Origin of the sequence: Paraburkholderia sp. Ac-20342 (assembly GCF_017104985.1) — a bacterium.
Lineage (GTDB): Bacteria > Pseudomonadota > Gammaproteobacteria > Burkholderiales > Burkholderiaceae > Paraburkholderia.
The window spans coordinates 1-12,909 of the sequence record NZ_JAAGPQ010000056.1 but is presented as its reverse complement, the minus strand read 5'-3'; the positions used below and the strand labels follow the sequence as shown (position 1 = coordinate 12,909).

General features: G+C 59.3%; 13 protein-coding genes. 7 read left to right on the top strand and 6 right to left on the bottom strand.

Features of this window, described 5'->3' with window-relative positions; genetic code table 11:
* Nucleotides 1-186: 186 nt before the first annotated feature.
* Complete coding sequence (locus tag G3N58_RS21870; RefSeq protein WP_206000194.1) at nt 187-1,446, bottom strand: type II toxin-antitoxin system HipA family toxin; 1,260 nt, start codon at nt 1,444-1,446, stop codon at nt 187-189.
* Nucleotides 1,443-1,754, bottom strand: a complete 312-nt coding sequence (locus tag G3N58_RS21865; protein WP_346778287.1) for a helix-turn-helix transcriptional regulator — start codon at nt 1,752-1,754, stop codon at nt 1,443-1,445. Before G3N58_RS21865 ends, G3N58_RS21870 begins: the two co-directional genes overlap by 4 nt.
* A 357-nt stretch (nt 1,755-2,111) precedes the next feature.
* On the opposite strand from G3N58_RS21865, the gene G3N58_RS21860 reads away from it, so the two are divergent.
* The 7 genes from G3N58_RS21860 to G3N58_RS21830 all read left to right on the top strand — a co-directional run bounded on the left by G3N58_RS21860 (nt 2,112) and on the right by G3N58_RS21830 (nt 10,995).
* The gene (locus tag G3N58_RS21860; RefSeq protein ID WP_206000192.1) at nt 2,112-4,982 is read left to right on the top strand and encodes a conjugative transfer ATPase; all 2,871 of its coding nucleotides are present in this window, start codon (nt 2,112-2,114) and stop codon (nt 4,980-4,982) included.
* A 15-nt stretch (nt 4,983-4,997) separates the two neighbouring features.
* A complete protein-coding gene (locus tag G3N58_RS21855; RefSeq protein WP_206000191.1) occupies nt 4,998-5,732 on the top strand; it encodes a thioredoxin domain-containing protein in 735 nt (244 codons plus the stop codon).
* Between the two features lie 338 nt (nt 5,733-6,070).
* The gene (locus G3N58_RS21850) at nt 6,071-6,481 is read left to right on the top strand and encodes a TIGR03757 family integrating conjugative element protein (protein ID WP_206000190.1); all 411 of its coding nucleotides are present in this window, start codon (nt 6,071-6,073) and stop codon (nt 6,479-6,481) included.
* On the top strand, nt 6,478-7,413 hold the full coding sequence (locus G3N58_RS21845) for a TIGR03756 family integrating conjugative element protein (RefSeq protein ID WP_206000189.1): 936 nt from the start codon (nt 6,478-6,480) through the stop codon (nt 7,411-7,413). Before G3N58_RS21850 ends, G3N58_RS21845 begins: the two co-directional genes overlap by 4 nt.
* A gap of 59 nt (nt 7,414-7,472) precedes the next feature.
* On the top strand, nt 7,473-8,825 hold the full coding sequence (locus G3N58_RS21840) for an integrating conjugative element protein (protein WP_241017199.1): 1,353 nt from the start codon (nt 7,473-7,475) through the stop codon (nt 8,823-8,825).
* Nucleotides 8,826-9,051: 226 nt separating this feature from the next.
* On the top strand, nt 9,052-9,396 hold the full coding sequence (locus G3N58_RS21835) for a hypothetical protein (RefSeq protein ID WP_206000187.1): 345 nt from the start codon (nt 9,052-9,054) through the stop codon (nt 9,394-9,396).
* 12 nt (nt 9,397-9,408) lie between these two features.
* The gene (locus tag G3N58_RS21830) at nt 9,409-10,995 is read left to right on the top strand and encodes a conjugal transfer protein TraG N-terminal domain-containing protein (protein WP_206000186.1); all 1,587 of its coding nucleotides are present in this window, start codon (nt 9,409-9,411) and stop codon (nt 10,993-10,995) included.
* An 8-nt stretch (nt 10,996-11,003) separates the two neighbouring features.
* Here the strand turns inward: G3N58_RS21830 and G3N58_RS21825 are convergent, their stop codons facing one another.
* The 4 genes from G3N58_RS21825 to G3N58_RS21810 all read right to left on the bottom strand — a co-directional run.
* A complete protein-coding gene (locus G3N58_RS21825) occupies nt 11,004-11,426 on the bottom strand; it encodes a DUF3742 family protein (protein WP_206000185.1) in 423 nt (140 codons plus the stop codon).
* Between the two features lie 65 nt (nt 11,427-11,491).
* Entirely contained in the window at nt 11,492-11,902 is a 411-nt protein-coding gene (locus G3N58_RS21820) for a type II toxin-antitoxin system VapC family toxin (RefSeq protein WP_206000184.1), read from the bottom strand.
* On the bottom strand, nt 11,899-12,168 hold the full coding sequence (locus G3N58_RS21815; protein WP_206000183.1) for a hypothetical protein: 270 nt from the start codon (nt 12,166-12,168) through the stop codon (nt 11,899-11,901). Before G3N58_RS21815 ends, G3N58_RS21820 begins: the two co-directional genes overlap by 4 nt.
* 540 nt (nt 12,169-12,708) lie before the next feature.
* On the bottom strand, nt 12,709-12,909 hold a 201-nt coding region (locus G3N58_RS21810), incomplete at its 5' end, for a hypothetical protein (protein ID WP_206000182.1).

Genomic DNA, 12,909 nt, shown 5'->3' with positions numbered 1-12,909 from the left:
GAATGCGAGGATTGGGCATCTGCGGTTTCCGGCGTGGCGACATTTTGTATCAAGGCCGGAGCCCGTGCGTACCGGTCGGACCTGGCCGCTGATTGTGCTCGCTCAGCCCCATTCCCCGTTTACAGAGAGCCGGGGAAGACTGTATGGCGCAGGCGAGAGTCACCAGTATCTTCTGGAACCGTGACACTAACGAAGCAGGGCGATGTTTTCGTCGATCCGTTTTTGAATGGTGCGCAAGGTTTCACGGGTAACCTGATGCGGGAACATATTCTCAACCCAGGCCGAAAACTGCCCAGCCACACCGGAAAACTGGTCTATGAGGTCGCCGGCTACGGCAGTACTAACCTCAGCCTCCTTCGCAAGACCGAGCAATGCGGTCCTGTCGATCTCCAGTGCCTCTCCCATTACGTCCATCTGGTGGTAGCCACCCGGCCCCTCGCAAAACGTTACGTCATAGGCTGGCGCCAGCTTCCACTCGCCGGAAGGCTGCATGATGTAGGCGAAATTCTTGGGGTGGTCGTCTCGATTGTTGAACACGACGTTGAAGACGGCTCGTTCAAACGCTAGCCGCTTTTCCCGTACATCGTTGGTGCACATGTGCGTGGCGCGCAGGAAGTTCATATAGTCCAGGACGCCCGGTGTTTTATAGTCAGCCCCGGTGAATGCGGCAAGGCTCTGCATTGGCACGCGCTGACCGTCCTGTCGATCAAACCGCCTGGAGGCGAACGCCGCCATCTCATTGGGTAGGTTGAAATGCATCGTATCCGGAGTCTGGATACCGCACATGCGTAGGCACTCCGCATATACCATTTCAATGGCGCATACCTCAGGATGTTCCTGGCGCGCCGGGAACTTGATGAGCCAGGCTTCGAGGCCGGGTGCTGAGGCAGTAGTAAAGGCTCCGGAATGAGGATCGCGATAAACGAGGGCTTTGGGCCGGGCGCCGTGAGGAGAGCCACCAACCTGGAGCAACTGCTGAATGAAAGCCTCGCCTTCGCCATGGAGGACTTCCTGCACCTCGGCCGCGAGCCGATCAAGGGGGATGTCGATCTGCCCTTTCTGAAGCTCAGGTGCCACCGGCTCGAATGACATGGCACCCATCGCATTGTTGCCAATATAAGCCAGGCGCTCCAGCGGTCCGATGCGTGCTGCGTTGAAGCCCCGGCGTTTGAACAGGCGATCCATCAGCAACATGCCCCAGCCGTCGGGCAGCGAATCATAGACCGGCCCGGGTAGTCCCAATTGATGCAAGGGGAATTCCCTGCGTAGTTTGGGCCCATCCAATGGGAGCGTATAGGACGAGAGCTCCAGACCTCTCTTCCTTGCCTCATCGCTGTACTCGAACACGATCATCGGACGGCCTGTGATGGCGGTCGTGGAGACCATCGATCCCCATAGCCAATGCTCGCCCCAACCCTCGTAGTAGACGTCTACCCGCTCAATCATTTCAGTTTCCCTTTCTTCGAACGTTGACGTTTGGCGCTTGCATCGTATCGGAGGATGTCCTCGAGGCTGTCCAGCTTCGGCTGGAAAAGACCTTCGAGTTCCTTGCTTCGTCCAAGAACCATGGCCACGCGGACCACCGTCTCGAGGCTCACATTGCGCCCAGCCTCCAGGTTGGACACGGTATTGACACCAACCCCGGCACGCGCGGCCACCTCGGCTTGTGTCATCTGCATCGCGAGCCGCTCGGTGCGAAGCCGCTCACAGAGCTGCTTGACGACTTCACTGGGCTTGCTGAAGGTTAAATCCAACATAGTGTGCCTTCCTGCGTATTTATCCAGATAACTCACAACATTATAGAATTAAGCGCGAGCTTGTTCAAGGCGCGTAATTCTTGTTTGCTGTGTTTTATGGTGAAAATTGCGAATCTAGCCACAACAAAAAAGAATTATCCCTCCTGGATCGGGCGAACTTCCATACACGTGATGCCCCATCTTTGCGCCACCTGGACTATCCGGTTGCGCCGCGTATCGGATTGTTGGTAGCTGCGAGCCAGCCTCTCCGCGAGACTGGGTAACCCCTAATTTCATCGGAATTGCCATCGTGACCCTACGCCTTCCGACTCTCCTGCGGGACAAGGGACAAACAGCTATCGCCAGGAGGTTCCAATGACGAGCTGGCGCCCACGTTTTCGGCGTCCAGCAGAGCATGCTCGCGAGCCTGAGCAGACAGACACCTGGATCCGGCATACTGGGACGCTGGCGGCTGCCGGTATCTCCGAGCCTGGTGCTGATCGTCGGAGCCCGCGCGTCACGCAGGACGACGAGCGCAAGCTCTACGATGTCGCCCCGTCATTCGTGGACATGCTCCCTTGGGTGGAATACCAGCCACAGTCCCAGAGCCTGCTGCTGGACGACGGGATGTCGGTTGCAGCTTTCTTTGAGCTCACCCCGGTAGGCACCGAGGGGCGCGAACGGCATTGGCTTTCCGAGGTGCGCGATAGCCTTGAGAACGCGTTACAGGACAGCTTCGATGAGCTCGACGACAACCCCTGGGTGATCCAGCTCTATGCGCAGGACGAGACGGATTGGGAGCGCTATCTGGATACGTTGCATGGCTACATTCAGCCGCGCGCGCAAGGCTCAGCGTTTAGCAACTTCTACGAGCGGTTCTTTGCCCATCACCTTCGCGCGATCGCTGCCCCTGGCGGCCTGTTCGAGGACACGACGGTTACCCGCTTGCCATGGCGCGGCCAGCAGCGCCGCGTACGCATGGTCGTGTATCGTCGTGCGCCAACCGCTGGTGGACGACGCGGTCAATCGCCGGAAAGTGCGTTGACCGTGATTTGCGATCGGTTGGTCGGTGGTCTGTCCAACGCTGGCGTACGTGCGCGTCGCCTGACTGCCGCGGATATTCACGACTGGCTGCTGCGCTGGTTCAACCCCAATCCCACGCAGCTGGGCCCGAATGCGGCCGACCGTGAGCGGTTCTATGCGCTGACAGCCTATCCAGATGAAGTAGAACCCGGTGAGCTCGAGCTGGCGAGTGGAACGGACTTCGCACAACGTCTGTTCTTCAGCCAGCCGCGCTCAAATGTCGAGAGCGGTGTCTGGAGCTTCGACGGCATGCCGCATAGAGTCATCGCAGTAGACCGTCTGCGTATGCCTCCTGCTATAGGGCATCTTACGGGCGAAACGCGCAAAGGTGGTGATGCGGTCAATGCGTTGCTTGATCAGATGCCTGAAGACACGGTGATGTGCCTGACGCTCGTCGCCACGCCTCAGGACGTGCTCGAAGCCCATCTGAACCACCTCAGCAAGAAAGCTGTCGGCGATACCCTCTCTTCGGAGCAAACCCGCCAGGATGTGCACGAAGCGCGCAGCATCATCGGTAGCTCACACAAGTTGTACCGTGGCGCGTTGACGTTCTACCTGCGCGGGCGCGATATGAATCAACTCGACATGCGCGGGCTGCAATTGGCGAACGTGATGCTCAACGCTGGACTGCAGCCTGTGCGGGCAGAAGACGAAGTCGCTCCCTTGAACAGCTATCTACGCTGGCTTCCCTGCATGTTCGATCCGGCGAAGGATACCCGCGCCTGGTACACCCAGTTGATGTTCGCACAGCACGCGGCCAACCTTGCCCCGACGTGGGGACGCAGCCAGGGGACTGGACATCCCGGGATCACTGTGTTCAACCGCGGCGGGGGGACCATTACGTTCGATCCCCTGAACCGTCTTGACCGGCAGATGAACGCCCACCTGTTTTTGTTCGGTCCCACAGGTTCAGGTAAGAGCGCCACACTCAACAACCTGCTCAACCAGGTCACCGCTGTGTATCGGCCTCGGCTGTTCATCGTCGAGGCCGGCAACTCTTTCGGTTTGTACGGCGATTTTGCGGCTCGCCTTGGTCTCAGCGTGCATCGCGTCAAGTTGTCTCCGGGCTCCGGCGTCAGCCTTGCGCCGTTCGCCGATGCTCGCCGCCTGGTCGATACCCCGAGCGATGTGCAAACGCTGGACGCCGATGCTCTGGACGAAGAAGAAAACGATACGGCCGCTGCGGCTGAGGGCGATGAACAGCGCGATGTGCTGGGCGAGCTGGAGATCACCGCGCGCCTGATGATCACCGGCGGCGAAGAACGGGAAGAAGCGCGCATGACCCGCGCCGACCGTAGCCTTATCCGCCAGTGCATCCTCGAAGCGGCCGGGCGCTGCGTGGCAGAAAAACGCACCGTGCTCACCCGTGACGTACGCGACGCGCTACGCCAGCGCGGGCACGATACCTCCTTGCCTGAATCCCGCCGTATCCGATTGCTGGAGATGGCCGACGCGATGGATATGTTCACCCAGGGCGTTGACGGGGAGATGTTCGACCGGCCAGGCACCCCCTGGCCCGAAGCAGACATCACGATCGTTGACCTGGCTACTTTCGCCCGGGAGGGGTACAACGCACAGCTGTCGATTGCCTATATTTCGCTGATCAACACGGTGAACAACATCGCCGAGCGTGACCAGTTCCTCGGACGACCGATCATCAACGTGACGGATGAGGGCCACATCATCACCAAGAACCCTCTGCTCGCCCCCTACATCGTGAAAATAACGAAGATGTGGCGAAAATTAGGCGCCTGGTTCTGGCTCGCTACGCAGAACCTGGACGACTTGCCCAAGGCTGCGGAACCGATGCTCAACATGATCGAATGGTGGATCTGCCTGAACATGCCACCGGATGAGGTCGAGAAGATTGCCAGGTTCCGCGAACTCACACCCGCGCAGAAAGCCCTCATGCTCTCGGCCAGGAAGGAGTCGGGCAAGTACACCGAGGGCGTGATCCTCTCCAAGTCCATGGAAGTGCTGTTCCGCGCGGTGCCCCCCAGTCTGTATCTCGCCATGGCGATGACTGAGCCGGAGGAGAAGGCTGAACGCTATCGGTTGATGCAGGAGCACGGCATCAGCGAACTGGATGCTGCCTTCAAGGTCGCCGAGGCGATCGACCGGGCGCGCGGCATTGAACCTCTCGCACTGGACGCCTGGGTCTGACAGGGAGCCAAACACATGCCTAGATATCTGTTCATACGTCGCAGGCGGCGGGGTCTGCTGGCCATGTTGAGCCTGGCCGTCCTCGTAGGCGCTGGTGGCGCCCTCCTGTTGAGTAGCCGTCAGCAACAAGCCGACTCCCCCGCTACGCTTGCCGTGGCTGCATCTGGACCACCCTGGATCTACGGTAAGAGTTCGGCTCGTTTTACGCTGGTGGCATTTGCCGATTTTGAGTGCCCGTATTGCCAGACAACGATCCCACGGCTTCTGCGCTGGGTGCAAGAAAACCCGGACGTGGCTCTGCAATGGCATCACCTGCCGTTGCCCGCTCACGAGCCGATGGCATCGCAAGAGGCAAGCCTGGCCGAATGTCGGGGCCAGGTCGCTGGCTCAGCCGCCTTCTGGGATACCGTCGTATGGATCTATGCGCATACGCGGGGAAACGGCCAGGGACCGGCCGAAAGTCCCCCTAATTCGGGCGCCGGGATGCAAGCGTGTCTGGCCAGTGGGCGCGCGGCGGAAGTCGTGCGCTCGCAGGCCGATGCAGCCACCGACGAAGGGATCACTGCCACTCCCACGCTGCGACTGCTTGACCGCGAGACCGGTCGCTCACTCAAGCTCGAGGGGGCCGTGGATGAGGATGTGCTGCTCTCCGCACTGGATTGGCTATCCCTCCCGCCGGATACCGTAGAGGGCACTGAAGTTGGCTCGGCGAAAACGCCAGCCGCCGATGCTGGCGAAATACCGAGGTAGCACTGCGCTGAGCCGGAGCATCTTTCCCCGACAGTCTGCCCGAACGGTTCGGTAGCACTGCCAATCGATGCCGAGCGCCTGGTCACCACCGTCCCAGGTGATACCCACACCAAAGCGAATCAAGGTCCTGGCGCACGGCGGTACGATAAATCGGATTCGTCAATGGGGCCGCCTGATCTCCCTCCTGGAGAAGGCGCCGAGGCACCGGGCCCTGACCTCCCGGCCTCCTACCCGATCGGCTCTCCAGAATGCGGAAGGACCCGGAGACGGATTGATTGTGGTGAGCTGAGGCATTGTGCGGTGGACTGTACGCCTGATGAGATTTCAGGCTTACCACCATGCACCGATTCGTTTTCTTGTTCTTTGCTCTACTGGCCTTCGACTCATCGCCAGTGCTGGCCGCTGACATTCACGTTTTCTCGGACCGGACGCATCCGATCCACAGCATCCCTGCGGGCGTCCAGGTAGTCGAACTCGATGCCGCGCAACAAATGGACGACCAACTGACCCGGGGACTGCCGGCCCATGCCGAGCAAGCGGCTCTACTCGTTCGGCGCCGTTTGGAACAGGGCGGTACGGCTTTGCAACAGCGCTTCGCTTCCGCCTATCAGGGCGTGACCGAGGCCTGGGGTTTGGGCATTACCAAGGTGCCCGCCGTGGTTGTAGATCACCGCTATGTGATCTATGGCGAACCGGACGTGCAGCGTGCTCTGAGCAAAATTGCCCGATTCCGGAAGGAGCTTCCATGATCAACTCTCGCCCTTTGCGCACCGCTATCGGTGCACTGTTCCTTGGCATAGCAGGCGGTGCATTCGCCCTTGATACGGTCTCCATTACCGCCTCGGCGCTGTCTCCGAGTTGCCTGGACTATCGTGTGGTCGGGATCTGCTACTGGCTACAGTGCGGCCTTGGGGGATGCAGCGTACGCACTTCTGTGAAAGTGCGCCACTACATCCCTGATGCAGTTGTCTCCAGCTACGCCAATACGGGAGAGAACCCCTGGCTCGAGCTGCAGTTGCTGAGCACAGCGAATTCCACCGCGCAAGGCGGCGGTGATGGCACAACCAACCAGGACACCGAGAACAATCTCGCGAAGTTTCGCAATGCAGACGTAATCGGTCACCCCGCGGGCGTTGTGTTCAGCGAATTCGCAGCCGCCTCGGGATACACGTGTGAGGGAGCAGGAACACCGCTCATGCCGTACCTGCTGAGCACCCTCGATACGTTGGCCTGGCGGTACAACGTGCCTGAGTTGGCCTATCCCGAGGCGCTGATCCCCGGCATGCGCGAAATCGGGGGACGGCTGACTGCAAACCTGTGGGGCAATGTCTACCCGCGCGGCGGCATCCTGCACCAGGTCGACGACCATAAAGCAAGCGCCGTGGTCGCACAACGAGCTGGCGACATCGTTACGCGCAACGGTCAACCACACGTCTACCAACCGCTTCTGGCTTCAAGAAAAGAAGGCTATTGGCCCGCCGGAGCGCTGGAGGAAGGCAACATTTCGACCGGCAAGTGGCAGGAGCTGACACCGCGCCTGTCAAACAGTTGTGCGGTGTTCCCGGACTCGAACTCCCTGACGCAGGCCACACGCGGCGACTACGCCTGGGCGCTGTGGCGTCCCTACAGTTGCTGCAAGCGCATGGGGCAGAAGTTCCTGGGCAGCACGGATTTCATGTAGGAGATGAAGTGATGAGCCGTAACAATTTCACGTCGCGAGTCTTCCCGCGCTTCAGGCCGATGGTATGGGTGAGTGCACTGGCGTTGCTTTGCACCTCGGCAGTGGCGCAGACACAAATCGGCGACGGCACGATCAGCAGCTCTGGCCAGGTCATCGGTGACGACGTGCTGTATAGCATCGGCGGAGGTCGCGCGGTGTCAATGAGCGGCGCCGGCAACATGCAGAGCCTCGGTGTGGGGCTTGGCTGGAACAGCAACCTGATCTGTGGCGATTTGAGTCTGTCGACGACCCTGCAAAACCAGCTCAACGGTATCACCAACGGCTTCCAGAACATCATGTCGAGCGTGATCCAGAATGCCACCAGCGCAGTGGCTTCTTTGCCTGCGCTGATTATTCAACGCGCGGATCCAGGGTTGTATAACTTGCTTACAAATGGCGTGCTCCAGGCGCGGCTCGATTTCGATCGTTCCAAGCTGACGTGCCGCTCCATGGCAGAACGGATGGCCGACCTGGCCGGTGGCCAGACCGGGTGGAGTCAGCTTGCCGAGGGCATGGCCCTGAAACAGGCCGTATCGAGCACCGACGCGGTCGCGGCAGTCGAAAACGCAGAAAAGAGCCGCGGTAACAACGGCGTCCCGTGGGTTGGCGGGAACAACGCAGGTGGGAGCGGACAGAATTCAATCAAGGTGGTCAGTGACGTAACCCGAGCCGGCTACAACCTGCTCAGTGGACGCGGCGCAACCGACACGTCATCCGTCAGCGACGGTGCGTGCGGTAACAGGCTGACCTGCCAGACATGGAGCTCTCCTCAAGCCGCCGCGACCTGGGCGACCCGCGTGCTCGGCGAGCGTGAGCAGCGTACCTGTGAGCAGTGCACTAAGACTCAAACGACACCTGGCGTTGGCCTGACGCCAATGATTCAGGAGGAGTATGAGGTCAAGGTCAAGGCGCTGCAGGCTCTGGTCAGTGGTTCGAAGCCGACGACGCCCGCAAACCTAGAAGAGGCCGGTAGCGCATCGCTGCCGATCACCCGAGGTGTCATCGAAGCCCTGCGCGACGAGCCGGATCAGGACCTGTTGGGGCAGCGCCTGGCCTCGGAAGTTGCGCTGACCAGTGTGCTGGAAAAAGCGCTTCTGCTGCAGCGTACGCTCCTGGCCGGGAAGAAAGAGCCGAACGTGGCCGCGAATGACCTGGCAACCCAGGCCGTCGATCAGGAGAGCGCCGCCCTGGCCCAGGAGATCAACAATCTCAAGACTGAGTTGGAGTTGCGCCGGACGCTGGCCGCAAATTCACCGATGACGATCATTGAGCGCCACGGCACCCGGGCCGCAGGCTCACGGGGCGTATATGAAGGCGATACTGTACGCGACCGTGTGCAGGAAATTCAAAAGCCATCGACCGGAACGCGGTGATACCAAATGGCTGATCCGCAGCCCCTCGGCCCCGCCGATGGCCACCTCCTCGTCGCGCTGAGGGGTTCGAGCACGGCTTAGGGTGGACCTCCGCCCTGACACAACAATCCGGTTGAACCTGGAACCGGATTGTTGCTCGCTCGCTAAATCCTTATGCGATGAACTCCCTCAGTCGTTGTCTGCTCGGCCGGACTGGCCGGCTATCAAACAAGGCCCGGAGTTCACCATGTCCATTCTCCCCCGCCGTCCCGTAATACCGTATCGACGCTTGCTGGGCGGCCTCGTCCTGTGGGCATTGCTGCTCTTTATTCTGGCATTCACGTTCAACGTGATCGGCGTCTATCTGGCCGGAAGCGCTGACGCCTGGCTTCAATGGCTGGAAGAGCACAGGCTGCATCTTCTCGTGTGGCGTCTGTGCGTGTATGCCGTCACTGCAGGTGGTTGGATATGGGCTCGCCGTCGGTTGCTGCAGCGCAATCCGGAGAGTCGCGAGCTCGTACGCTTCATGGAGCGGATTGCGCTGCCGTGGGTGTTGTTGATGGAAATCAGCCAGTGGCTGAGTCAAGCGTAACGAGTCCCCGCCATGGCGAACTACACCCTTTACACCAATGACTACCTTGAGTACTACCTGACGCTCGTTGGCTGGCTGGTACACAACGGAATATGGAACACCCTGGTCGCCACCAGTCTTATCGCGATCCCCTTCGTTACCATCGTGGTTCAGGAATGGTTGCGCGCTCGAGGTGAGGGGGCTGACGAAGGCAATAAAGGGATGCTCTCGGCGGCGCGTATCGAGAACCGGACGTGGGTGGCTGTTCTGGTGATGTTCTTCGCCGGCGTTCCGATGATCGAAGTCAACCTGGATACGATCAAGTTCGACACAACGCGTTCCGAGCAGTGCCAGGTGATGGTCGCGAAACCCGTGGACACAGGTTGGAGCCAGTCCTTTACGACCATGAACCACCAAAGCGCCCGGATCCCCGTCTGGTGGTTCTTTGTTCACGCTGTATCAAAGGCTGTCACCGGCGCCGCCGTCGCGGCAATCCCCTGTGGTACCGACCTTCGGCAAATGCGCATGGACATCGATAGCACACGTATTGCCGACCCGATCTTGTCTCAAGAGGTCGCAGATTTTTCAAACGACTGCTACGGTCCGGCAAGAGCCAAATTGTTCATGAGTCGTCCCACACTCAATGGGGCGCAAATGTACGACGTCACCTGGATCGGTTCGCGTCAATTCCTGAACACGTCCGGATACTACGATACCTACCACTCACGCACGCCGCGCACGGCCTGGCCATACAATTCCACACGGGATGCGGGGTTGGCGCAGGTTCCGAGCGGCGGTGGCTACCCGACCTGCCAGCAATGGTGGAGCGATGGTGGCAACGGGCTGCGGGCGCGCCTGCTGGAACAGGTCAGCCCAGATTTGCTGACCCGTGTCAGCCAGTGGGCAAGCTTCATTTCCAGGGAGGAAGCCGACGATGCGGTGATTCGCGCCATCGCGGCGCCTCACAAGCAGAACGTCAACAGTGGCAGCGTCTACACGGATTACGGCGGTCAGATCGGCAAGACGGCGCCGAACTGGGCGGGCCGTGCGGCAGGCGATGTAGGTTTGGCGATAGGCTCGCTCGGGTTCTTTCCTGCCATGGATGTGATGCGTCAGGCCTTGCCGATGGCACTGTCGTTCTTGAAAGCCGCACTCGTGATCTGCATTCCGCTGGTACTGATGTTCAGCGCTTTTGACTTGAAAGCCGTCGTCACAATGAGTGTGGTCCAGTTTTCGCTCTACTTCGTCGACTTCTGGTACCAACTGGCGCGCTGGGTAGACAGCACAATTCTGAATGCGCTTTACGGATGGGGATTTGGCGCCGATCGGCCCCACACCAACTTCAATCCGCTCCTGGGGCTGGATAACGCGTTTGGCGACATGCTGGTGAACTTTGTGAGCGCCTCGATGTTCCTGGTACTGCCGAGCTTCTGGGTGATGGCACTTTCCTGGGCGGGGATCCGCGCGGGGAGTTTTGTAGGTGGATTAGCGAGCGCGACAAACGAAGCCAAGTCCGCTGGCGGCATGGCGGGGCAGTTAGCCAGTAGCATTGGGACACAACAGTTTAGCCGTCGAGTCGACGCAAAGCTCAAAGAGATAGGAAAAGATAAGAAGAGCTAATCCCGAATCTAACGTAGAAAGTCATCGGGATGTTCAATATCGAGTGCGTGATCATCGTGGGAATACCATCCCCACCCAGAGTGTCCGTCACGCTGTTGCGGCTTTCGCGCCTCGCGCTCCTTTTCTATAAATGTATGGAATTCAGCCATCTCACGAAACTCTTCGTCGTCCAAGGGTGCTGAATTGCCGCCAGGTACGAGGAAAAAGCCGAGAAACAGGATGATGAGCGCCGGTACGAGCGCAAAGTACAACAACCCGACCCCGAGCGCGACGCGCACGCCCCACTTGAGTGCTAGAACGAGCGCTCGCGGGATACCCGCAGTCGCAAGGCTTCGCAGCACAGCGGCTTCCAGACGAACGACCGACTTCAGCCACCGACTAAACGTGCGGCCTGCGCGCTCGGCAAGAGTCATCCCTTTCACATTGTTCATCTCCAGCATCTCCCGCGCTCAGGCGCTGATCTTTTCCTCACGTCCTCGGTGCCAAAGGCCGTAAATCAGGTCAGTAGAGCCACGTTCAGAGCATGGACTCTCTGGAATGCGGAGTCACCCGTCAAAAACATGTGATCTGAACCCAACTGCAAGCAGCAGGCCGCCTGAAGTGCATCAGAAGTACGCAATCCATGGCGTACGCGAATTGCGGCAGCCAGCTCCACCACTTCTCGATTCAGTTCTTGCCAGATCAGATCCGGTCGAGCAAAGAACGCATCGAACGACGCCAGCGTGGTTACGTCGTTGGTCTTCATCGGGCCTACACGACACTCGAACCATGAGAGTCGACTGACAGCAGAGCCGACACCTGGATGTGCTCGATAGACCGCCTCCAGCTCTGCCCGGACGCGGCTGGCGAAAGGCTCTTTACCTTCCAGCAAATAGATCAGCGCATTGGCATCAAAAAAAACGATCACCAGTTGCGCTCCTCTGCCAGGCTTGAGTCAATCTCGGCTTTCTCGCGTGTGCCTGCGCTCGGTTGCTGCAACAGCCATTGCATCGCAGTCATACTCGGCGCTGGTTGTGTGCGCCCATGGATGAGGCGTTGATACTCCTCTTCCGACAGCACAACGGCGGCCGCCCGGTTACGTTTCATAATATGGATTGGCCCATGCTGTAGGCCTTCCTCAATGGCGGCCATGCCGCGCCGCTTGAGCTCAGCAACAGTCAACACATTGTTCATAGCCGCCCTCGGTTCAAGTACAAAATATATAAAAATAGTACTTAAAACGGTACTGAAAATCAAGGGGCAGCACCTTGTGCCACGCAAACGGCTCTATCAAGAGGAGGGCTGTCGTTCAGGATGAGGCCGTTCATGCCCTAGATTCAGAGACTAGCTGCCGTCAAGTGGGGCGGTTGCTACCATTGAGGTATCGAGCAATGCTAGGCCATGTCACTCAAATCTTCCGCGCTCCAACGCAAGCTCAAGGCATGGAGCATCAAGGTTCGGGGTGCACAATCACGGCATCTTTTGGACCGTATGCTTCACTCCTAAAATCTCGATAGCGCGCACCTCATCCAATACACAAAATATAGCTGCGTTGCACCACTATCTCACGCAGAAAGTCCGGCAGGCCTGGGCCCCCTTGTCGGCCAATAGAGCGGGTGGGACTGCTCGCTTATCCCACGTGTATCTGTCGCTTCAGTTGGCAGATGTTTCGCGATAAATTTCAGAACAATCCTGCACTGCGGAGTACCTTCGGCCCGGCAAAATGGGCGACGATTACTTGTCGCACTTCCCGCGATGCGAACGCGGGCAGATGAACACGTGAGCAATGCTCTGGAATGCTCCTACCAAGTCCGGCCTGAATAATTCGTTTTGCGCGGCGTTAGCCCTCATGCCGTGAAGACGACAGTGGTCGAGCGGTTGAGCAAAGCGAACAGAACAAGGGCGCAAAGAAGCCGCAGCTTCCTGAGGATCATG